The organism is Citrobacter sp. RHBSTW-01013, assembly GCF_013781985.1.
GTDB lineage: Bacteria > Pseudomonadota > Gammaproteobacteria > Enterobacterales > Enterobacteriaceae > Citrobacter > Citrobacter braakii.
Genome location: NZ_CP056185.1, coordinates 2,551,798 through 2,572,085 on the forward strand (window position 1 = coordinate 2,551,798; position 20,288 = coordinate 2,572,085).

The following is a 20,288-nucleotide window of genomic DNA, read 5'->3' on the forward strand; positions in this document are numbered from 1 at the left end:
TCTTCACAAGGTACTGATTAATGATAGATGTAATAGGGCACCTTAACCCCGATAGCGATGCCATTTGTACCGCCGCCATGACGGCGCGTTGGCTTACTTTACGTGGCCAGCAGGCGACGGCATGGCGTCTGGGCGAACCTAACCGCGAAACGCAATTTATCTTTGAGCATGCGGGGCTGACGATGCCTGAACGGCTAACGTTTGAACTGACCGATCGTGATGTGTGGCTGGTCGATTTCACCGAGCCTGCCCAGGGGCCGGCATCGCTGGCAGAAAGTAACGTCGTGGGAATTATCGATCATCACCGACTCGGTGGATTAGTCACTCGTCTGCCACCTGAAGTGTGGGTGAAGCCAGTCGGCAGTAGCGCGACGCTGTTATGGCAACTGATGTCGGAAGAGGAGCGCAGCCAGTTGTCTGCCGCTGAGGCCGTTTTATTGCTGGGTGCCGCATTGAGTGACACTGTCACGCTTCGCTCACCAACGACCACCTCTGACGATCGCCTGGCGGTAGAGGCCCTGGCCCAAAAAACCGGTGTGGATCTCGAGGCGTTTAGTCGCGACCTGCTGTCTGCTAAAACAAGCGTGGAAGGCATGAGCGCTCGCGAGCTTCTGCAGAAAGACATTAAAACCTTTACCATTCATGGACATTCGGTCTGTGTGGCGCAGCTTGAACTGTATGCGCTGCAACAGGTGGATGCGGTGCTGGACGATCTCCGTCTGGAAATGGCGCGCTATGCAGAGGAAAAGAATGCCGCGCTGGTTGTACTGATGCTCACCGATATCAATCTGGGCGACACCAGCCTGTGGTTTTCCGGCCCAGAGCTGTCAGACATCCCGCAACCCTGTAAGGTGGAGGGGATGCTCAGCCGTAAAAAACAGATGTTGCCCTGGCTGGAAAGTCATTTAAAACCACGCCAGTAGGTTCTGTTCACCGTCTGTAGGGGTGGGAAATTTACGCGGGGTCACACTTTGTAAATTCTTCCCACCGGAGTCAGCGGCGTTTTCTACACTCCAGGTAATATTCACTGGAGGCATGACATTATGGCGAACACCATCACGGCAGATGAGATTCGGGAACAATTTTCGCAGGCAATGTCAGCAATGTACCAGCAGGAAGTCCCGCAATATGGCACGTTGCTGGAACTTGTCGCTGATGTGAATCTGGCGGTACTGGAAAATAATCCTACGCTGCATGAAAAACTGGCGAATGCAGATGAGCTGGCCCGGCTAAACGTTGAGCGCCACGGCGCCATTCGGGTGGGCACTGCGCAGGAGCTTTCTACGCTACGCCGGATGTTTGCCATTATGGGCATGTATCCGGTGAGTTATTACGATCTCTCCCAGGCCGGTGTTCCCGTGCATTCCACCGCGTTTCGTCCCATTGACGATGCGTCGCTTTCGCGCAACCCGTTTCGGGTATTCACTTCGTTATTGCGGCTCGAATTAATCGAAAACGCCGCGCTACGGCAAAAAGCCGCGGAGATCCTCGCGAAACGCGATATTTTCACCCGTCGTTGTCACGAACTGCTGGATGAGTTTGATGTGCAGGGCAGTTTTACGCCTGAGCAGGCGCAGGAGTTTGTGCAAGAAGCGCTGGAAACTTTCCGCTGGCATCAGCATGCCACGGTCGATGAGGCGACCTATCACGCATTGCACAATGAGCACCGGCTGATTGCTGATGTGGTGTGTTTCCCTGGGTGTCATATCAACCATCTGACGCCGCGTACGCTGGATATCGACCGGGTTCAGTCGATGATGCCGGAGTGCGGCATTGAACCCAAAATACTGATTGAAGGGCCGCCGCGCCGCGAGGTGCCCATTTTATTGCGCCAGACCAGTTTTAAAGCGCTGGAAGAGCCGGTGTTATTTGCCGGTGAAATGCGTGGCACTCACACGGCGCGTTTTGGTGAAATCGAACAGCGCGGCGTGGCCCTGACGCCGAAAGGCAGAGCATTGTACGACGAATTGCTGAATAAAGCGGGAACGGGAAAAGACAACCTGACGCATCAGCTGCATTTGCAGGAGGTGTTCAAAGCATTCCCGGACAGCGAATTTCTGCTGCGCCAGCAGGGGCTTGCCTGGTTCCGCTACCGGCTGACGCCGTCGGGCGAGGCGCATCGACAGGCGATTCGCCCGGATGACGACCCGCAACCGCTCATTGAGCGGGGCTGGCTGGTTGCTCAACCCATTACCTACGAAGATTTTTTACCGGTGAGCGCCGCGGGGATTTTCCAGTCTAATCTGGGGAATGAAACTCAGGCCCGTAGCCACGGTAATTCCAGTCGCGACGCGTTTGAACAGGCGCTGGGTTGTGCGGTTTATGATGAGTTTGCGTTGTATCAGGAGGCGCAAGATCGCAGTAAACGGCGGTGTGGTTTACTTTAATTGAATTTACATGGGATTCGGTCTGTTCCCATCGACATAAAATATTTTCGATTTTGTACAGATAATCGGCGACCAACAATTGGATTATTAATGAATTTTGTCTAGAGTGAGCGGTCAGAAATGTGCACTCTCTTGCCGCTGATTATGGCCGGCGCGGGACCATTTACACGACCAGAAGGACTCACTTTCAGGCATGAATCGCAGACGATTTATTAAAGGTTCAATGGCAATGGCCGCCGTGTGCGGAACCAGTGGTATTGCATCACTCTTTTCCAGCGCCGCCTTTGCGGCAGAGTCTGACATTGCAGACGGAAAAACCGTACGTTTTGATTTTTCCGTTCTGCAATCGATGGCCCATGACTTAGCACAGAAGCCCTGGGGCGGCGCACCGCGCGCGTTACCTGACACGCTGGCCAAACTGACGCCGCAGGCCTACAACAGCATTCAATACGACCCAGAGCAGTCTCTGTGGAACAATGTTGAAAATCGTCAGCTTGATGCGCAGTTCTTCCATGTGGGAATGGGCTTCCGTCGCCGCGTACGCATGTTCTCGGTTGATGGCAGCACGCATATGGCGCGCGAAATCCACTTCCGTCCGGAACTGTTTAAATACAATGATGCGGGTGTGGATACCAAACAGCTGGAAGGGCAGACTGACCTCGGGTTCGCCGGGTTCCGCGTGTTTAAAGCGCCAGAATTAGCCCGTCGCGATATCGTTTCTTTCCTGGGCGCCAGCTATTTCCGCGCCGTGGATGACACCTATCAGTACGGTTTATCGGCCCGCGGTCTGGCGGTAGATACCTACACCGACAGCAAAGAAGAGTTTCCTGATTTCACCTCTTTCTGGTTCGAAACGGTCAAACCGGGCGCAACCTCCTTTACCGTGTATGCGCTTCTCGACAGCCCCAGCGTAACCGGTGCATTTAAGTTCGTGATCCACTGCGAGAAAACGCAGGTGATCATGGATGTACAAAACCACATCTATGCGCGCAAAGACATCAAGCAGCTCGGTATTGCACCGATGACCAGCATGTTTAGCTGCGGCAACAACGAACGTCGGATGTGTGACACCATTCACCCGCAAATTCATGATTCCGACCGTCTGGCGATGTGGCGGGGCAATGGCGAGTGGATCTGCCGCCCGCTGAATAACCCGCAAAAACTGCAGTTCAACGCCTATACCGATAACAACCCGAAAGGGTTTGGCTTGCTGCAGCTCGATCGCGACTTCTCCCATTACCAGGATATCATGGGCTGGTACAACAAGCGTCCGAGCCTGTGGGTCGAACCGCGTAACCAGTGGGGCAAGGGGACTATCGGCCTGATGGAGATCCCGACGACCGGCGAAACGCTGGATAACGTCGTCTGCTTCTGGCAGCCTGAAAGGTCGATCAAAGCGGGCGATGATCTGGAATTCAAATATCGCCTGTACTGGAGTGCTCAGCCGCCGGTGCGTTCACCGCTGGCTCGCGTGATGGCGACCCGAACAGGCATGGGCGGCTTCCCGGAAGGATGGGCGCCGGGCGAGCACTACCCGGAAAAATGGGCGCGACGTTTTGCTGTTGATTTCGTCGGTGGCGATCTAAAAGCCGCAGCGCCGAAGGGTATTGAACCGGTGATTACGCTCTCCAGCGGTGAAGCGAAACAGATTGAGATCCTTTACGTGGAACCTATCGACGGTTATCGCATTCAGTTTGACTGGTATCCGACCTCTGACTCAACCGATCCGGTAGATATGCGTATGTTCCTGCGTTGTCAGGGCGACGCCATCAGTGAAACCTGGCTGTATCAGTACTTCCCGCCAGCGCCGGATAAACGTCAGTACGTTGACGACCGCGAGATGCGTTAATCACTCCCTTTACGGCTCTCCGAATGGGGAGCCGTATCTGTAATCCTCTTCACAACCATTCTGTACACTATTTACTCGATCCCGTTCGCATTTTTCTGTAAGTCAAGTGGGTACTCTGGAGGTGTGTATTTCTTATACACGTTCTTTTCCACTAACAGGGAGAAAGTATGTTTCCAGAATATAGAGACCTTATTTCCCGACTGAAATCCGAGAACCCTCGCTTTCTGTCCTTATTCGAAAAACACAACAGCCTTGATCATGAGATCTCCAGACTGGAAGGTTCGGATGGTCGGGGGTATAGTTTGGACATTGTTCGCCTTAAGAAACAGAAACTCCACCTGAAGGAAGATCTGCTCAAAATATTGCAAAAAGAGAGTGTCAGTGAGAGCTAAGTAAAACGGCACTTGCTGTGTAAAAGGGCTTCCAAAAGGGAGCCCTTCCTGTTTTTATTTGATTGAGCAGGGTGGCCTGCTTAACCATCATAACGGAATGAAAATGTCAGAAGTGATTACCATCAATGACACGCTGGAACTGCGTGCCGTAGAAGAGCAACACGTCACGCCTTTGCATCAGTTGGTGCTTAAAAATAAAAGCTGGCTCCAGCAGTCGCTGAACTGGCCGCAGTTTGTTGCCTCTGAGGAGGACACCCGCAAGAATGTGCAGGGCAATATGATGTTGCACCAGCGCGGTTACGCCAAAATGTTCCTGATTTTTGCGCAAGAAAATGTGGTCGGGGTTATCTCGTTTAACCAGATAGAACCGCTGAACAAAGCGGCTTATATCGGCTACTGGCTGGATGAGGAGCATCAGGGTAAAGGCATCATGTCCCAGGCGCTACAGGCCTTAATTCATCATTATGCGCAGCGTCAGGAGATTCGCCGCTTCGTGATTAAATGTCGCGTAGAAAACGTTGAGAGTAACCAGGTGGCGCTACGTAATGGCTTCCAACTGGAAGGATGTATGCAACAGGCGGAATTCCTTAATGGTGATTACTATGATGTGAATCTCTACGCCCGCATCATTGATGGCTCTTCAGAATAAACCTGCGATAGGCGTGCGCGTAATGCGCTGTTCACCGTTAATCACTTTCGGTCCGCGTAGGTGAATGGTATCGCCATCAAACGCCTGGATATGCGCCTGACCGGCTATCTCAATGTGATGCTCGATCAGCACTTCGCCCAGCACGCAGACGTGGCCTTCAATCAGGATGTGGTCGTCTAACTGGAGCGGTCCACCGCGTAATTGCGCATGACCGCCGACCAGCACGTGGTGTTTCAGCACGCAGTTACCTTCAACTACCGCGTGCTCCGCCACCTGCGAACTGTAGCGTAGGGTAGGTATGGCATCTTCTTCACTCCCGGCGATGACGCGCGCATATCCATAGACTTTGGCGCAATCGCAAATCCAGACATTGTTCTCTTCATTACCTTCCACCTGTGCGAAATCAAAAACTTCTGCCCGATGTTCAATAAAGGCATAGTTGATTTTCGCATCGCCATAGATCTGCGCCTGATGCACCACTCGTGAGTGGCTGACAAAAGCCCGATCATAAATTTGCAGGAGCTGGTCGCTTTCACGGGTTAGCCCCCTGGCGGCGATGATTTCAGAGTCACACACCACGCGCGTATCACCAAAGAGAAGGCATTCGCCGCGAACCACAGAATCCTGAATGGTGACGTTGTCACGTATTTGCGCGTTATGACTGATTTCAGCCTGGTCAATCCACACGTCATCGCTAATTTGCGCGCCATCTCTGACCACGCTTGCCTGTGTAATGCGGGCGTTTCCTGTAATCGTCGCGCCGGAAAATGCGAGCGCGTTTTCATCGTAAATCCAGCAATCACCGCTTTGTGACAGCACGCTTTCATTGTCGATCCAGCCACCGGGCGTGCCGGCCTGGACATCATTAAAATCAGTGAGCGCAATGATTTGGCGTAGTAATACGCTTTTTTTATTGCCATTATCCTGGTAACTAAAGGATCGAGACTCATCGCTGAGACGATATTTGGTCATAGCTCATTTCCATGTTGCGCACCTTAGTTAAACGTAGCAAAGTTTTCCGCACTGGCTAAATCAGCGGAAATTCCATAAAATGCATTTCAAATATACTTTAAAAAATAAACAAAATGAGTAAGAACAAACAGAGTGAGCGGGTCCTCAATCTTCCGGCCGGTTATTTTGGCATGGTACTGGGCATCATTGGGATGGGGTTTGCGTGGCGTTATGCCAGTCAGGTGTGGCCTGTGAGTCACTTGATTGGCGACGGTTTAGTGATCCTCGCAATGGTCATTTGGGGGCTGCTGACGCTGGCTTTTCTGAGCCGTTTACTGCGTTTTCCGCATAGCGTATTGGCGGAAATTCGTCACCCGGTGATGAGCAGCTTTGTCAGTCTGTTTCCGGCCACAACGATGCTGGTCGCGATTGGTTTTGTCCCGTGGTATCGAGCGCTGGCGATTGGGTTGTTCAGCATTGGCGTGGTGATACAGCTGGCCTACGCCGCCTGGCAAACGGCAGGGTTGTGGCGTGGATCGCATCCAGAGGAAGCCACCACGCCGGGTCTGTATCTGCCGACCGTCGCCAATAACTTTATCAGTGCAATGGCCTGTGGCGCACTGGGTTTCAACGACGCAGGATTGGTGTTTTTGGGCGCCGGGGTTTTTTCCTGGCTCAGCCTGGAGCCGGTGATTCTGCAACGTTTACGTAGCTGCGGCGAGTTGCCTGCGGTATTACGTACTTCACTTGGCATTCAACTGGCGCCTGCGCTGGTCGCCTGCAGCGCCTGGCTTAGCGTCAACGGCGGCGAGGGCGATACGTTAGCCAAAATGCTGTTCGGCTATGGTCTCCTGCAACTTTTGTTCATGCTACGGCTCATGCCGTGGTATTTGTCACAGCCATTTAATGCGTCTTTCTGGAGTTTCTCGTTTGGCGTGTCGGCTCTGGCAACAACAGGGCTGCATCTGGGCCACGGTAGCGAGTCAGGATTTTTTCATACGCTGTCGATCCCACTGTTTATTTTTACCAATTTTATCATTGCATTATTACTGGTACGTACGTTTGCATTGCTGATGCAGGGGAAACTGCTCATCCGCACGGAGCGTGCTGCATTACTGAAATCTGAGGATAAATAATGACCCTTTGCGACGAAAACTACTTTACTGAGAAATACGATTTAACTCGTACGCATTCCGATGTTGTTGAAGCGGCAAAAATTGTTAAGCCAGGTAAAACGTTAGACCTGGGCTGCGGTAACGGTCGTAACAGCCTGTACCTCGCGGCAAACGGTTATGAGGTGACAGCATGGGATAAAAATCCCATGAGCATCGCTAACCTTGAGCGTATCAAAGCGGCGGAAGGGCTGACCAATCTGCACGCGAACGTCGCGGATCTCAACGCATTACGCTTTGATGGCGAATATGATTTTATTCTTTCTACCGTTGTGCTGATGTTCCTTGAAGCCAAAACTATCCCTGGCCTTATTGAAAATATGCAGCGTTGCACTAAACCGGGCGGATATAACTTAATTGTCGCGGCGATGGATACCGATGATTTTCCGTGTACCGTGGGTTTCCCGTTCGCGTTTAAAACCGGAGAATTGCGCAATTATTACAGCGGATGGGATCTGCTGAAATATAACGAAGACGTGGGTGAACTTCATCGTACGGATGAAAACGGTAATCGAATTAAACTGCGCTTTGCCACAATGCTGGCACGCAAAACTGCCTGAACCTCCCGCCTGGGTTAACTCTTTCTGCGCTCAGCATTTTTTGTGCCGGGCGTAGAGAGAAAATTGTGCGGTGTTTACCATTTTTAGTACATCCAAAATGAAACGGTTTTGCTATGCTTTTTAAGCATCATTGCGAAAACTAAAGGGATCGTTTCATGCGTACTCAAACTTTATTTAAAGTTGCAGTGCTTACTGGCTTGTTGGCATTATCCGGCTGTGCGTCAAAAGTGACTGCGCCGGATAAATATTCTGGGTTTTTAAAAAATTACTCTGATTTGAAGGAAACACAATCAGCATCGGGACAAACCGTACTCCGTTGGGTTGATCCGAGCTACAACGAATCCAAATATGACAACATTGTATATAACCCGGTAACGTATTATCCGGTTCCTAAACCTACCACGCAGGTAGGGCAGCAGGTTCTTGATCAACTGCTGACCTACACTAATACCCAGTTGAAATCCGCCATCAGCAAGCGTAAGCCCCTGGTTACTACCCCTGGGCCACGTAGCCTGATTTTCCGCGGAGCGATTACCGGTGTTGCAACGAGCAAAGAAGGACTGCAGTTCTATGAAGTGATCCCGGTTGCGCTACTCGTTGCGGGAACACAAATGGCAACGGGTCACCGTACCATGGATACCAACCTCTATTTCGAGGGTGAGTTGATTGATGCGGCGACCAATAAACCGGTAGTTAAAGTTGTACGTAAGGGTGAAGGTAAAGATCTGAGCAACGAAAATACGCCGATGACATTCGAAACGTTGAAGAAAGTTGTTGATGACATGGCGACGGATGCCACCATGTTTGACGTGAACAAAAAACCACAATAATAATCAACGCACCATCTCAGGATGGTGCGTTTTTTTTATGCCACCCGGCGTCGATAGAATAGTTTACCCATCAGCACTTCTGGTCGGGCAAACATCACCATATTCCCCAGTAAAATCAATACTAATCCGGCAATAGCGTTAACTTGCCAGACGTATCCTTCATACAATGTTGACAGCGTTAGCGCAACCAGCGGGAAAAGCAGGGTACTGTATGCCGCCCTACTGGGACCAATGCGACCTACCAGTGTGAAATAAGCGCCGAAAGCAATCACTGAGCCAAAAATAGCCAGATATAACAGCGCGCTGAGATAGCTGAATGTCCACTGTGGCGTAAAATTGTCCCCGCGCATCAGCGCAATGGCAGCGATCAACAGCGTGCCGTACAGCATGGCCCAACTGTTGGTCGTTAACACTTCCAGCCCTTTTTTCTGGTGACGCATGCTGATCATATTACCCAATGAGAAACCGAAGGTTCCAAGGGCGCTTAAGCCGATACCCAGCAGCAAGGAATGATTGAATCCGCTGTTGAGCAAATCCTGCCAGAACAGAGTCACAATGCCCGTCAGTCCAAGACCGGCTGCGATATAGAAACGCAGCGGTGGTTTTTGCCCAAAAAAGATGAAGCTATTGACCGCATTGAACAGGACGGCCATTGAGAAAATTACCGACTCCAGGCCGGTATTAATCCAGGCTGCAGCCGTATAAAAACACCAGAAGTTGAAGCAAAAAACGCATCCACCCTGTAACAGACAAAACAGATGATCGCGACCAGACAGTTTGCGTAATTTACCGCTAACCAGCAGGATCACTATCATCAGCGAACTGGCAACGGCGAAGCGCCAAAAGATAGAAACCGGCGCAGAAACCGGGCCCTGCTGCAAATAAATCGCAATCCATGTCGTTCCCCAAATTACCACCACCAGGCAGTACAACAGTGCGTTCATACAACTCTCTCTTTTTTGGATTCAGGTTCACACTGTGTCATGTCTGGCGGCAGGAGGCTTTCATCGGTTTGCGGCGGACTTGCAAAATCTTGCGCTTTTTTAGCGTAAAAGCGAAAAGGAAGCTGTTAACAATATGTGGCTGTTATAGACTGAAAGCCTGCTAACTTATTTTGAATGTGATGGTATGCCTCAGCCCTACGATGCCTTTGAAAACTTACGCAAACATAATGCCGTGCTGCATGAATCGGTTGCGTTACATTCAGGGATCCAACTGGCGGCCTGGTCAAACAAGCGCGATACCATCACCCAGTATTGCGATCACCATACGCTCAGTTTATATATCGCGGATGGCTACGAGAGTTATCACAAAACGGCGGGGGGCTGGAAGAATGGCGGCGGACCGGACCGTTTTTGCCTGATGCCGAAAGAGAGCGAGTCAAGTTGGGATATCCGCGACGATCTCTCCTTTGTTCATCTCTATTGTACCGATGCACATCTGCGCGAAGTGGGGGAAAAAGTCTGGGATAAAAGCCCCTATAGCTTCACGCTGGACGAGCACACGTTTGGCAGTGACCCGGGGATCACGGCGGTTTACCGTCAGTTTTTACTTGATAACGACTGGCAGCAACCGGCCAATCACCTCACGCTCAGCGCAGCATCTTCGCTACTGTTAACGCATCTGATCCAGCATTACAGCAACGTCCAATGGCGACTGCCCACCGTCACCGGGGGACTCGCGCCCGTCACCTTGCGTAACGTGCTGGCCTATATTGACGCGCATCTGGCGTACCCAATCACCCTGAACGATCTGGCTAGCGAGGCGGCGCTAAGCGAATTCCATTTTGCCAGAATGTTTCGCCAGTCGATGAATATGGCACCGCATCAGTACGTGATGCAACGTCGTATGGTGCTGGCACAGCATCTGGTCTGTTACACTTCACGCAGTTTGTCAGATATTGCGATGACCTGCGGATTCAGTTCGGCAAGCCATTTTAGTAACCGGTTTAAACAGGTAACCGGTAAAACGCCAACGCAGCTACGTGCGGCGAAATAACGTCAACACGGCGTAGCAGATACCGCCTACGACCAGCCCCCAGAATGCAGATCCAACCCCCAATAACGTCAGGCCGCTGGCCGTGACCAAAAACGTAACGATGGCTGCGTCGCGTTCCGCTTCATTATGCAACGCCTGATACAAACTACCGCTAATTGTCCCGAGCAAGGCCAGACCGGCCAGCATCTGGATCCAGCTTACGGGTAGTGCCGCCATTAGTCCTGTGACTGAACCGCCAAACACTCCTGCCAGAAGATAGAAGACGCCAGCCGCGGCGGCGGCGAGCCAGCGTCGTTTGGCATCAGGATGCGCTTCGGGACTTTGGCAAATTGCGGCGGTTATGGCGGCAATGCAGATGGAGTAGACACCAAACGGCGAAAACAGCAGCGCCAGCAGGCCGGTAAAGATAATGAGCGGTGAAACGGGTAATGAATAGCCCGAGGCATTCATAGTGGCAATACCAGGGGCATTTTGTGAAGCCATGGTAACCAGAAACAGCGGTAGCGCAATGCTGATACTGTGGGCAAATGAAAAGTGTGGGGCAATAAACGCAGGCATGACCGGCGACAAATCCACTCCGCTTGTGACAATGTCACCTTTTATTAGCGCGATAGCGATACCCGCCAGCATCGCGGCGATCGTCGCGTACCGTGGGGCTGTGACTTTAAATACCAGCCATGCCACCAGCATACTACCGCACAAAATAAGCTCACTGTTGAGGCTATTAAAGGCCTGCAGACCAAAGCGCAGCAGGATCCCGGCCAGCATGGCTGATGCCAGTGAGTGGGGGATTATTTTCATCAGACGGGCAAACAATCCGGTTATGCCGCACAGCACAATCAACGCGTTAGCTACGATAAAAACGCCGATAGCATCCTGAATCGCTACCCCGTGCAGACCCGTAACCAGCAGCGCGGCGCCAGGTGTTGACCAGGCCGTGAGCACAGGAGCGCGATACCATAACGTCAGCGCCAGCGTACTGACGCCCATTGCAATCCCCAGCGCGGTCATCCAGCCCGCGATTTGATCTGTGGTCGCACCTGCGGCCAGGGCCGCTTGCCAGATAATGGCAGCCGAGCTGGCGTAACCGACCAGGACAGCCACAAAACCCGATAATACGGTGGATAGTGGGATGGAAAATGCGCGCATAGTCACTCCGTGTGCGTTATAACGGTCAATCAATGTAGCACTGTGCGTTATAGCGTACAAGTGCTAAGCTGTAGCCTTGAGAAAGGAGAGTCAGGAAGGCGAAAAATGGAAAACTTAACCCACTATCTGGCCACAACGCTCCGCACGCTACGTCACCATCGGGAATGGAGCCTGTCACGTTTGGCGGAGGAAACCGGCGTGTCAAAAGCCATGTTGGGGCAGATTGAGCGCAACGAATCCAGCCCAACGGTGGCGACATTGTGGAAAATTGCTACCGGACTGAACGTGCCGTTCTCGACGTTTATTTCACCGCCAGAGTCAGACGGCGCGCCAACATTCGATCCCCAGCAGCAGGCGATGGTCGTCACGCCATTGTTTCCGTGGGACCCACAGCTGTGCTTCGATCATTTTTCGATACAGCTGGCACCTGGCGCACTCAGTGAATCGACTCCGCATGAAACCGGCGTTATAGAGCACGTGGTGGTGATAAATGGGCTGCTGGATATGTGTATTGAGGGGCAGTGGCGCACCATGAAATCCGGCGAGGGGGTGCGTTTTGCGGGAGACAGGGCGCATAGCTACCGTAACAGTAGCGAACAAACGGTTCACTTTCATTCCCTGATCCATTACCCGCGCGGTTAATCGGGAAAACTATTCCGAAAATCCGCGCTTGTGACTACAATAGCCGCCATTTTTACCACTTGTGGATGGTAACAACTGTATGCGCCAGCAGCCTCATCACCTTGAATTGTTAAGCCCGGCCCGGGATACCGCCATTGCACGTGAAGCCATTTTGCACGGTGCTGACGCCGTTTACATTGGCGGACCGGGTTTTGGCGCGCGTCATAACGCCAGTAACAGTCTGAAAGATATCGCCGAACTGGTGCCGTTTGCGCATCGTTACGGGGCGAAAATCTTTGTGACGCTGAATACAATCTTGCATGATGATGAGCTGGAGCCCGCACAGCGATTAATTACCGATCTGTATCAGACCGGCGTTGACGCCCTGATTGTGCAGGATATGGGGATTCTGGAGCTGGATATTCCTCCCATTGAGCTGCACGCCAGCACCCAATGTGATATTCGCAGCGTCGAGAAGGCGAAGTTTCTTTCTGACGTCGGATTCACCCAAATTGTCCTCGCGCGCGAACTGAGCCTTGAGCAGATACACGCCATTCATCAGGCTACGGATGCGACTATTGAATTTTTCATTCACGGTGCGCTGTGCGTCGCCTATTCAGGCCAGTGTTATATTTCACATGCGCAAACCGGACGTAGCGCTAACCGCGGTGACTGTTCTCAGGCTTGTCGCCTGCCGTATACCCTGAAAGACGATCAGGGGCGAGTGGTGTCCTATGAAAAACATCTGTTGTCGATGAAAGATAACGATCAGACCGCCAACCTCGGCGCGTTGATTGACGCGGGCGTGCGCTCCTTCAAAATTGAAGGGCGCTATAAAGACATGAGCTATGTGAAGAATATTACCGCGCATTATCGTCAGATGCTGGACGCCATTATTGAAGAGCGCGGCGATCTTGCACGTTCTTCAGCCGGGCGTACCGAACATTTCTTTACTCCATCCACGGAAAAGACCTTCCATCGCGGCAGCACCGATTATTTTGTGAATGCCCGTAAGGGGGATATCGGCGCATTCGACTCACCAAAGTTCATCGGTCTGCCGGTTGGCGAAGTCCTGAAGGTGGCAAAAGAGCATCTCGATGTTGAGGTAACAGAACCGCTGGCCAACGGGGATGGTCTGAACGTGTTAATCAAGCGTGAGGTCGTCGGATTTCGCGCCAACACCGTTGAAAAAACGGGGCACAATCGTTATCGGGTGTGGCCGAATGAAATGCCCGCCGATCTGCACAAAGTGCGCGCCAACCATCCGCTGAACCGCAATCTCGATCATAACTGGCAGCAAGCGTTGACCAAAACCTCCAGCGAACGCCGCGTCGCGGTCGATATTGAGCTGGGCGGCTGGCAGGAACAGTTGATCCTGACGCTCACCAGTGAGGAGGGGGTGAGTATCACCCATACGCTGGACGGCCAGTTTGAGGAAGCGAACAATGCAGAAAAAGCGTTGAGCAACCTAAAGGATGGCCTGGCAAAGCTGGGACAAACGCTGTATTACGCCCGTAATATTCAGGTGAATCTGCCGGGAGCATTGTTCGTGCCGAACGGTCAATTGAATCAGCTGCGACGTGAAGCGGTCGACATGCTGGATGCAGCTCGTTTGCAAAACTATCAGCGCGGTCGCCGTAAACCGGTTGCCCAGCCGGCGCCGGTTTACCCGCAAACGCATCTGAGCTTTCTGGCTAACGTCTACAACCATAAAGCGCGAGAGTTTTATCACCGTTATGGCGTGCAGTTGATTGATGCCGCCTATGAGGCGCATGAAGAAAAGGGCGATGTGCCGGTGATGATCACCAAACATTGCCTGCGTTTTGCGTTTAACCTGTGTCCGAAACAGGCGAAAGGAAATATCAAAAGCTGGAAAGCCACGCCGATGCAGTTGGTTAACGGCGATGAGGTCCTGACGCTGAAATTTGATTGCCGACCGTGCGAAATGCACGTGATCGGCAAGATGAAACATCACATTCTGAAGATGCCGTTGCCGGGCAGCGTGGTGGCTTCCGTCAGCCCTGAAGAACTGCTGAAAACGTTGCCAAAGCGTAAAAGCTAACGGTTAGCTCTGATGTGTATCGGGTTTGCGTGATTTTTGCCAGTAATGGTGTTCGCGAAGATCGGCGGCGGATTCTTCCGCCGTCATTCGTAGTTCATCGCTGTCGGCCGTGTGTCGTAATAAGTGATCGGCATCCTGCACCTGAAGATATTCATGTCCCTGATTAGTAGCGAGAAGCTGACCGGAAAAAAGCGCGCTGGCCAGCAATAACACCGTTAACCCTTTCTTAAACATCATGCACCCTCTGGTACGTTAGCTGCGGAATTGACGATAATTTCGCCAGGTGACTATTCAATATTTTAATCGGGTTAATGACAATCTCTGTTTTGTCATTTCGATGTTTTTTACATTTTTGTTTAGATAACGTTGGGATTTGTCACAACCGGGCAGTGCAGCGCTGCCCGGTTGTTATCAGAGAGAGAATCAGGATTTAAATCCGGCGGCCGTCATCAGGAGACGAAAGAACATACCAACGGCGGCCAGGGCCAGCACGCTGCCGCCCCAGAGGATCACCAGCCACATCAGGCGTTTCCAGATTGTTTGTTGCATTAATGATACCCCTCACCATGTTGAACTTTGCCGCGGAAAACGTAGTAGCTCCAGAAAGTGTACACCAGGATTATCGGGATAATCAGCAGCGCGCCAACTAACATAAAGCCCTGGCTCTGCGCCGGAGCTGCCGCCTGCCACAGCGTAATGGACGGTGGAATGATGTGGGGCCAGATACTGATCCCCAGCCCGCTGAACCCGAGAAAAATCAGCCACAGCGTCAATACAAAAGGCAGCGTATGGCTGTTTTGCTGACCCAGCGAGCGCCACAGCCAGAGGCTAATCAGCGCAACCAGGAGCGGAACCGGCATCAGGAACCACAGATTGGGCAGGCTAAACCAACGCTCGGCAATGGCGCTGTGCGCCAGCGGCGTCCACAGGCTGATAATGGCAATGACAACCAGCATCGCCAGCAGCAGTTTTCTTGCCACGCAGCGCATTTTATCCTGCAACGGATTTTCGCTTTTCATCACCAGCCATGTTGCCCCCAACAGGGCGTAGGCTACAACCAGGCCCACGCCGCAGAACAGGGTAAAGGGGGTCAGCCAGTCGAAAGGACCGCCGCTGTAGCTGCGTCCGGTGACGGAAAATCCATTGAGTACGGCACCGACCACAATACCCTGAGTGAATGTCGCGAGGATTGAACCGCCGAGAAAAGCTTTATCCCAGAATGGTCGATGCGCCGGCGTGGCTTTGAAGCGAAACTCAAACGCGACGCCGCGAAATATCAGGCCGATGAGCATCAGGGTCAACGGGATCGTCAGCGCATCGACAATCACCGCATAGGCCAGGGGAAAAGCGCCGAATAATCCGGCGCCGCCCAACACCAGCCAGGTTTCATTACCGTCCCATACCGGGGCGACGCTGTTGACCATCACATCGCGGTCATCCGCATCCGAAATCGCAGGGAATAAAATACCGATCCCGAGATCAAAACCGTCCATCACGATATACATCAGCGTGGCGAACACGATAATTACAAACCAGATAACTGATAAATCGATACCCATTAGCGGTGTGCCTCCGGTTGAGAATCGAGAACGACAGCAGAAAGCGGCCGTGCCGGCGTGCCTGTTGGTGGAATGGTCGGCTCATCTTCCTGTGGCCCTTTGCGGATCAGGCGGATCATGTAGCTGTAACCCACGCCAAACACCGAGCTATACACCACAAAGAAAGACAGTAGGCTGATGCTCATATGTAAATCACCATGTGCGGAAACCGCATCCGCCGTACGTTGCAAACCGTAAACCACCCACGGCTGACGGCCAACTTCGGTGGTCACCCAGCCAGCAAGGATGGCAATCAGACCGGAGGGCCCCATCCACAATGCAAAACGCAGGAAAGGACGTGAGGTGTATAGCCGCTCCTTATAACGCAGCCACAGGGCAAACGCGCCCAGCAGGATCATCAGCATGCCTAACCCTGCCATAATGCGAAACGACCAGAACACGATGGTGGAATTGGGCCTGTCTTCCTTCGGAAATTCTTTTAACGCCGGGACCTGTTTATCCAGACTATGAGTCAGGATCAGGCTGCCCAGCGCCGGGATTTCCAGCCCATAGCGGGTGCGCTCCTGCTCCATATCCGGCCAGCCGAACAACAGCAGCGGGGTCGGTTCACCGGGCGGATTTTCCCAGTGTCCTTCAATCGCCGCAATTTTTGCAGGCTGGTGCTTCAGCGTATTCAACCCGTGCATATCGCCAATTAAGGCCTGCAGCGGAGCGACGATTAACGTCATCCACAGCGCCATTGAAAACATAGCGCGAATTGCTGGCGTGCTATTACCGCGCAATAAATGCCATGCGGCTGAAGCCGCGACAAACAGCGCGCTGCTCAGGAAGGCGGCAACGGACATATGCAGCAAACGATAAGGGAATGACGGATTGAAAATCACGGCGAACCAGTCGACGGGAACAACTTGCCCGTTAACAATTTCATAGCCCTGTGGCGTTTGCATCCAGCTGTTGGAGGCGAGGATCCAGAAGGTAGAAATAATAGTACCCAGCGCAACCATACAGGTCGCGAAGAAGTGAAGCCCTGGGCCAACCCGGTTCCAGCCAAACAGCATTACCCCGAGGAAGCCCGCTTCGAGGAAGAAGGCGGTTAATACTTCATAGGTCAGCAGCGGCCCGGTGATGCTACCGGCGAACTCAGAAAAACCACTCCAGTTCGTGCCGAACTGATAAGCCATCACCAGCCCGGAAACCACGCCCATACCAAAGTTTACGGCGAATATTTTCGACCAGAAATGGTATAGCGAGCGCCAGGTCGGATTTTTCGTTTTTAACCATAACCCTTCGAGCACCGCCAGATAACTGGCGAGGCCAATGGTAATCGCCGGAAAGATGATGTGAAAGGATACCGTAAACGCGAACTGGATCCTCGCCAGGTGAAACGCGTCAAGACCGAACATGCTTAGCTCCGCAGGCAAAATTGATTTGGCGCAATTCTAAGGCTGCGAAGCAATGGAAGGCAGAAACAGAACAGTTCTTTTTAACCATAACAGTTGTCGTGCTGTTATAGGTTAGCCTGGCTGATATGAAATCTGGAACCTGGATTCCTGTTATTGAATCGCGTCCTCCCCACGCGAGTGATTTTACGCTATCACTAGCGAGGTAATGAAAAGGTAATCATAAATGTTTACTTTGTGCGTATAATAGACGACAGGGAGGCGCAGTGAAGCAAAGTGAGTTCAGACGCTGGCTTGAATCTCAGGGAGTGGCTGTTACAAACGGCTCAAATCATCTGAAGTTGAGGTATCAGGAAAGGCGTAGCGTTATGCCCAGGCATCCTGGTGATGAAATAAAAGAAGCCTTGCGAAAATCGATCCTGAAGCAGCTTGGTTTACAGTCATCATCAATATGAGGTTAATTATATGAGAGATTTTGAAAAAATCATGCGTTATCCCGTTAATCTAATCCCCGCCGTGGAAGGTGGATTCGTGGTTTCTTTCCCGGATATTCCTGAAGCATTAACCCAGGGCGAAACCCGTCATGGGGCTTTGCAGGCTGCGCAGTCTGCATTGGTGACCGCTTTTGAATTCTATTTCGACGATAACGAACCGATTCCTTTACCTTCGGCGGTTGGCGCAGAAGGTGACTATGTGGAAATCCCCCTGAGCATTGCGTCGAAGGTTCTTTTGTTAAATGCCTTTCTTGAATCAAAAATCACCCAGCAGGAGCTGGCAAACAGAATCGGCAGGCCTAAGCAGGAAATTACCCGTTTGTTCGATTTAAAGCACGCGACAAAAATTGATGCTGTGCAAATAGCTGCACGCGCCTTAGGCAAGGAGCTGTCAGTAACGATGTTGTAAAACTGTTAACTATAACAGTTATAAAAAATGCCCTGATTATGTAAACTGATATACACAGTGCTTGTCACCGACACCGATTATCAGGACGAAAAATGAAAAAATACCAGCGACTGGCTGAGCAAATTCGCGATCAAATCGCGTCTGGCGTATGGCAGCCCGGCGATCGCTTGCCATCCTTGCGCGAGCAGGTGGTCAGCAGTGGCATGAGTTTTATGACCGTCGGACATGCATATCAGTTGCTGGAAAGTCAGGGTCGGATTATCGCCCGACCGCAGTCGGGTTACTATGTTGCCGCGCGCCCTGAACGTGAGCTGGCAGCGCCGCAGGCGCAGGTGATGCGCGATGAAGCGGTGGATATCAACACCTATATTTTTGATATGCTGCAGGCCAGCCGGGATGCGTCAGTGATGCCATTTGCCTCTGCATTCCCCGATCCGCGTTTGTTTCCCCTCCAGCAGTTGAACCGCTCGCTGGCGCAGGTCAGTAAAACCGCGACCGCCATGAGCGTGATAGAAAACCTGCCGCCGGGAAATGATGAGCTGCGCCATGCCATTGCCCGCCGCTATGCTCAACAGGGGATGACCATTTCACCTGATGAGATTGTCATCACTACCGGTGCGCTGGATGCCCTCAACCTGAGCCTGCAGGCGGCTACCGAACCGGGAGACTGGGTGATTGTCGAAAACCCCTGTTTCTACGGGGCGTTGCAGGCCCTGGAGCGATTACGGCTGAAGGCGCTTTCGATTGCCACCGACGTGAAAGAGGGGATCGATCTTACCGCGCTGGAGCAAGCGTTACAGGAGTATCCGGTAAAAGCCTGCTGGCTGATGACCAACAGCCAAAATCCGCTGGGTTTTACGCTCAGCCCAGAGAAAAAGGCGCACCTGGTCGCATTGCTGGAAAAATATCATGTAATGCTGATAGAAGATGATGTCTACAGCGAGCTGTACTTTGGTCGCGAAAAACCACTGCCTGCCAAAGCCTGGGATCGCGCCGACAGCGTTTTGCATTGTTCATCCTTCTCGAAGTGCCTGGTGCCCGGATTTCGCGTGGGCTGGGTGGCGGCCGGGAAGCATGCTCGACGTATTCAGCGACTCCAGCTCATGAGCACGTTATCCACCAGTTCCCCCATGCAGCTTGCGCTCGTGGATTATCTGTCAACCCGGCGCTATGACGCGCATCTGCGCCGCTTACGCCGTCAACTGGCGGAACGCAAACAGCAGGCCTGGCAAACGTTGCTGCGTCATCTTCCGGCGGAAGTCAAAATTCACCATAACGACAGCGGCTATTTTCTGTGGCTGGAACTGCCTGAACCGCTTGATGCAGGCGCGCTCAGCACCCAGGCACTGGCGCACCATATCAGCATTGCACCGGGAAAAATGTTTTCGACCTCGGGGAGCTGGACTCGTTTTTTTCGCTTTAATACCGCATGGCACTGGGGAGAGCGTGAGGAACAGGCAGTGAAACAGCTGGGAAAATTAATTCGCGAGATGATGAAATAAAACGTAACGCGCTATTCAATATAAAAGAATAGCGCGTTCTTATTTTCGAAATAGAGAATACCTAACCCCGATGTTATTTATATCGGGTGCTACCATACAAAAAATCAATAGTTCTTACTATTGCCACCATTGCACCTAACTCCTTGTCTATACTCCAGAAGATTAAAGCTCCCGATCAGCATCAGTAGCGTAATGAGCGTTAGCTCACAACCTGATTAAATTTCCTTGCGCCAGCAGGAACGCTTACAACACCCCGACTATTTTTAGGAAAGGACATATATTTACGGCAAGGCTGCCGCTCAAT

21 protein-coding genes are annotated in these 20,288 nt (G+C 52.1%); 14 read left to right on the forward strand and 7 right to left on the reverse strand.

Translation table 11 applies throughout. The features are described from left to right. Positions 1 to 20: 20 nt before the first annotated feature. The 5 genes from HV350_RS12370 to rimL all read left to right on the forward strand — a co-directional run bounded on the left by HV350_RS12370 (position 21) and on the right by rimL (position 5,277). Entirely contained in the window at positions 21 to 923 is a 903-nt protein-coding gene (locus HV350_RS12370) for a manganese-dependent inorganic pyrophosphatase (RefSeq protein ID WP_181630576.1), read from the forward strand. A gap of 120 nt (positions 924 to 1,043) precedes the next feature. Continuing rightward, the gene (locus tag HV350_RS12375; RefSeq protein WP_016156596.1) at positions 1,044 to 2,387 is read left to right on the forward strand and encodes a VOC family protein; all 1,344 of its coding nucleotides are present in this window, start codon (positions 1,044 to 1,046) and stop codon (positions 2,385 to 2,387) included. Between the two features lie 193 nt (positions 2,388 to 2,580). Further along, positions 2,581 to 4,236: a glucan biosynthesis protein gene (locus tag HV350_RS12380; protein WP_049282406.1), complete on the forward strand. Its 1,656-nt coding sequence runs from the start codon at positions 2,581 to 2,583 to the stop codon at positions 4,234 to 4,236. A gap of 167 nt (positions 4,237 to 4,403) precedes the next feature. Beyond that, positions 4,404 to 4,628 (forward strand): YdcH family protein, encoded by a 225-nt coding sequence (locus HV350_RS12385; RefSeq protein ID WP_003833168.1) that lies wholly within the window; start codon positions 4,404 to 4,406, stop codon positions 4,626 to 4,628. 103 nt (positions 4,629 to 4,731) lie between these two features. Beyond that, positions 4,732 to 5,277 carry a 50S ribosomal protein L7/L12-serine acetyltransferase gene (gene rimL / locus HV350_RS12390; protein WP_016156595.1) on the forward strand — a complete coding sequence of 182 codons (546 nt, stop codon included), beginning with the start codon at positions 4,732 to 4,734 and terminating at the stop codon, positions 5,275 to 5,277. On the opposite strand, the gene ydcK is transcribed toward rimL, so the two are convergent. Then, entirely contained in the window at positions 5,269 to 6,249 is a 981-nt protein-coding gene (gene ydcK, locus HV350_RS12395; RefSeq protein ID WP_181630578.1) for a YdcK family protein, read from the reverse strand. The genes rimL and ydcK overlap by 9 nt on opposite strands. A gap of 113 nt (positions 6,250 to 6,362) precedes the next feature. Here ydcK and tehA point away from each other — a divergent pair, with 113 nt between their 5' ends. The 3 genes from tehA (at position 6,363) to HV350_RS12410 (ending at position 8,790) form a co-directional block, all read left to right on the forward strand. After that, entirely contained in the window at positions 6,363 to 7,364 is a 1,002-nt protein-coding gene (gene tehA, locus HV350_RS12400) for a dicarboxylate transporter/tellurite-resistance protein TehA (RefSeq protein ID WP_169330109.1), read from the forward strand. Beyond that, on the forward strand, positions 7,364 to 7,960 hold the full coding sequence (gene tehB / locus HV350_RS12405) for a tellurite resistance methyltransferase TehB (RefSeq protein WP_181630579.1): 597 nt from the start codon (positions 7,364 to 7,366) through the stop codon (positions 7,958 to 7,960). Before tehA ends, tehB begins: the two co-directional genes overlap by 1 nt. A gap of 155 nt (positions 7,961 to 8,115) precedes the next feature. Beyond that, positions 8,116 to 8,790 carry a DUF3313 domain-containing protein gene (locus HV350_RS12410; protein ID WP_016153164.1) on the forward strand — a complete coding sequence of 225 codons (675 nt, stop codon included), beginning with the start codon at positions 8,116 to 8,118 and terminating at the stop codon, positions 8,788 to 8,790. 35 nt (positions 8,791 to 8,825) lie between these two features. On the opposite strand, the gene HV350_RS12415 is transcribed toward HV350_RS12410, so the two are convergent. Continuing rightward, a complete protein-coding gene (locus HV350_RS12415; protein WP_016153163.1) occupies positions 8,826 to 9,734 on the reverse strand; it encodes a DMT family transporter in 909 nt (302 codons plus the stop codon). 184 nt (positions 9,735 to 9,918) lie between these two features. On the opposite strand from HV350_RS12415, the gene HV350_RS12420 reads away from it, so the two are divergent. After that, positions 9,919 to 10,788: an AraC family transcriptional regulator gene (locus HV350_RS12420; protein ID WP_181630581.1), complete on the forward strand. Its 870-nt coding sequence runs from the start codon at positions 9,919 to 9,921 to the stop codon at positions 10,786 to 10,788. Here the strand turns inward: HV350_RS12420 and HV350_RS12425 are convergent. Further along, positions 10,771 to 11,937 (reverse strand): benzoate/H(+) symporter BenE family transporter, encoded by a 1,167-nt coding sequence (locus HV350_RS12425; protein WP_181630582.1) that lies wholly within the window; start codon positions 11,935 to 11,937, stop codon positions 10,771 to 10,773. The genes HV350_RS12420 and HV350_RS12425 overlap by 18 nt on opposite strands. Before the next feature lie 105 nt (positions 11,938 to 12,042). On the opposite strand from HV350_RS12425, the gene HV350_RS12430 reads away from it, so the two are divergent. Both HV350_RS12430 and HV350_RS12435 read left to right on the forward strand, forming a co-directional pair. Beyond that, positions 12,043 to 12,579: an XRE family transcriptional regulator gene (locus HV350_RS12430; RefSeq protein ID WP_181630585.1), complete on the forward strand. Its 537-nt coding sequence runs from the start codon at positions 12,043 to 12,045 to the stop codon at positions 12,577 to 12,579. 79 nt (positions 12,580 to 12,658) lie between these two features. After that, positions 12,659 to 14,620 carry a U32 family peptidase gene (locus tag HV350_RS12435; RefSeq protein WP_181630587.1) on the forward strand — a complete coding sequence of 654 codons (1,962 nt, stop codon included), beginning with the start codon at positions 12,659 to 12,661 and terminating at the stop codon, positions 14,618 to 14,620. 3 nt (positions 14,621 to 14,623) lie between these two features. Here HV350_RS12435 and HV350_RS12440 read toward each other — a convergent pair whose 3' ends face one another. From HV350_RS12440 to HV350_RS12455, 4 genes are all read right to left on the reverse strand, one after another. Further along, on the reverse strand, positions 14,624 to 14,854 hold the full coding sequence (locus HV350_RS12440) for a DUF2554 family protein (RefSeq protein ID WP_016153158.1): 231 nt from the start codon (positions 14,852 to 14,854) through the stop codon (positions 14,624 to 14,626). Positions 14,855 to 15,043: 189 nt separating this feature from the next. Continuing rightward, positions 15,044 to 15,169: a DUF2474 domain-containing protein gene (locus HV350_RS12445; RefSeq protein ID WP_003020230.1), complete on the reverse strand. Its 126-nt coding sequence runs from the start codon at positions 15,167 to 15,169 to the stop codon at positions 15,044 to 15,046. After that, positions 15,169 to 16,179 (reverse strand): cytochrome d ubiquinol oxidase subunit II, encoded by a 1,011-nt coding sequence (gene cydB / locus HV350_RS12450; protein ID WP_181630589.1) that lies wholly within the window; start codon positions 16,177 to 16,179, stop codon positions 15,169 to 15,171. The genes HV350_RS12445 and cydB overlap by 1 nt, the downstream gene beginning before the upstream one ends. Then, positions 16,179 to 17,582 (reverse strand): cytochrome ubiquinol oxidase subunit I, encoded by a 1,404-nt coding sequence (locus HV350_RS12455; RefSeq protein ID WP_016153156.1) that lies wholly within the window; start codon positions 17,580 to 17,582, stop codon positions 16,179 to 16,181. Before HV350_RS12455 ends, cydB begins: the two co-directional genes overlap by 1 nt. Positions 17,583 to 17,845: 263 nt before the next feature. Here HV350_RS12455 and HV350_RS12460 point away from each other — a divergent pair, with 263 nt between their 5' ends. The 3 genes from HV350_RS12460 to HV350_RS12470 all read left to right on the forward strand — a co-directional run bounded on the left by HV350_RS12460 (position 17,846) and on the right by HV350_RS12470 (position 19,984). Continuing rightward, positions 17,846 to 18,034: a type II toxin-antitoxin system HicA family toxin gene (locus HV350_RS12460; protein ID WP_181627388.1), complete on the forward strand. Its 189-nt coding sequence runs from the start codon at positions 17,846 to 17,848 to the stop codon at positions 18,032 to 18,034. Between the two features lie 31 nt (positions 18,035 to 18,065). Further along, a complete protein-coding gene (locus HV350_RS12465; RefSeq protein ID WP_131341011.1) occupies positions 18,066 to 18,482 on the forward strand; it encodes a type II toxin-antitoxin system HicB family antitoxin in 417 nt (138 codons plus the stop codon). Positions 18,483 to 18,574: 92 nt separating this feature from the next. Then, positions 18,575 to 19,984, forward strand: coding sequence for a PLP-dependent aminotransferase family protein (locus HV350_RS12470; RefSeq protein ID WP_181630590.1), 1,410 nt, complete (start codon positions 18,575 to 18,577; stop codon positions 19,982 to 19,984). Positions 19,985 to 20,288 lie beyond the last annotated feature (304 nt).

Bases quoted from the DNA above. Each gene is read 5' to 3' on its own strand.
- HV350_RS12415 (WP_016153163.1), bottom strand. From the start codon at position 9,734: ATGAACGCACTGTTGTACTGCCTGGTGGTGGTAATTTGGGGAACGACA.
- rimL (WP_016156595.1), top strand. From the start codon at position 4,732: ATGTCAGAAGTGATTACCATCAATGACACGCTGGAACTGCGTGCCGTA.
- HV350_RS12470 (WP_181630590.1), top strand. From the start codon at position 18,575: ATGAAAAAATACCAGCGACTGGCTGAGCAAATTCGCGATCAAATCGCG.
- ydcK (WP_181630578.1), bottom strand. From the start codon at position 6,249: ATGACCAAATATCGTCTCAGCGATGAGTCTCGATCCTTTAGTTACCAG.
- HV350_RS12380 (WP_049282406.1), top strand. From the start codon at position 2,581: ATGAATCGCAGACGATTTATTAAAGGTTCAATGGCAATGGCCGCCGTG.
- cydB (WP_181630589.1), bottom strand. From the start codon at position 16,179: ATGGGTATCGATTTATCAGTTATCTGGTTTGTAATTATCGTGTTCGCC.
- HV350_RS12440 (WP_016153158.1), bottom strand. From the start codon at position 14,854: ATGTTTAAGAAAGGGTTAACGGTGTTATTGCTGGCCAGCGCGCTTTTT.
- HV350_RS12455 (WP_016153156.1), bottom strand. From the start codon at position 17,582: ATGTTCGGTCTTGACGCGTTTCACCTGGCGAGGATCCAGTTCGCGTTT.
- HV350_RS12425 (WP_181630582.1), bottom strand. From the start codon at position 11,937: ATGCGCGCATTTTCCATCCCACTATCCACCGTATTATCGGGTTTTGTG.
- HV350_RS12375 (WP_016156596.1), top strand. From the start codon at position 1,044: ATGGCGAACACCATCACGGCAGATGAGATTCGGGAACAATTTTCGCAG.
- HV350_RS12435 (WP_181630587.1), top strand. From the start codon at position 12,659: ATGCGCCAGCAGCCTCATCACCTTGAATTGTTAAGCCCGGCCCGGGAT.
- HV350_RS12370 (WP_181630576.1), top strand. From the start codon at position 21: ATGATAGATGTAATAGGGCACCTTAACCCCGATAGCGATGCCATTTGT.
- HV350_RS12420 (WP_181630581.1), top strand. From the start codon at position 9,919: ATGCCTCAGCCCTACGATGCCTTTGAAAACTTACGCAAACATAATGCC.
- HV350_RS12430 (WP_181630585.1), top strand. From the start codon at position 12,043: ATGGAAAACTTAACCCACTATCTGGCCACAACGCTCCGCACGCTACGT.
- tehB (WP_181630579.1), top strand. From the start codon at position 7,364: ATGACCCTTTGCGACGAAAACTACTTTACTGAGAAATACGATTTAACT.
- HV350_RS12410 (WP_016153164.1), top strand. From the start codon at position 8,116: ATGCGTACTCAAACTTTATTTAAAGTTGCAGTGCTTACTGGCTTGTTG.
- HV350_RS12385 (WP_003833168.1), top strand. From the start codon at position 4,404: ATGTTTCCAGAATATAGAGACCTTATTTCCCGACTGAAATCCGAGAAC.
- HV350_RS12445 (WP_003020230.1), bottom strand. From the start codon at position 15,169: ATGCAACAAACAATCTGGAAACGCCTGATGTGGCTGGTGATCCTCTGG.
- HV350_RS12465 (WP_131341011.1), top strand. From the start codon at position 18,066: ATGCGTTATCCCGTTAATCTAATCCCCGCCGTGGAAGGTGGATTCGTG.
- tehA (WP_169330109.1), top strand. From the start codon at position 6,363: ATGAGTAAGAACAAACAGAGTGAGCGGGTCCTCAATCTTCCGGCCGGT.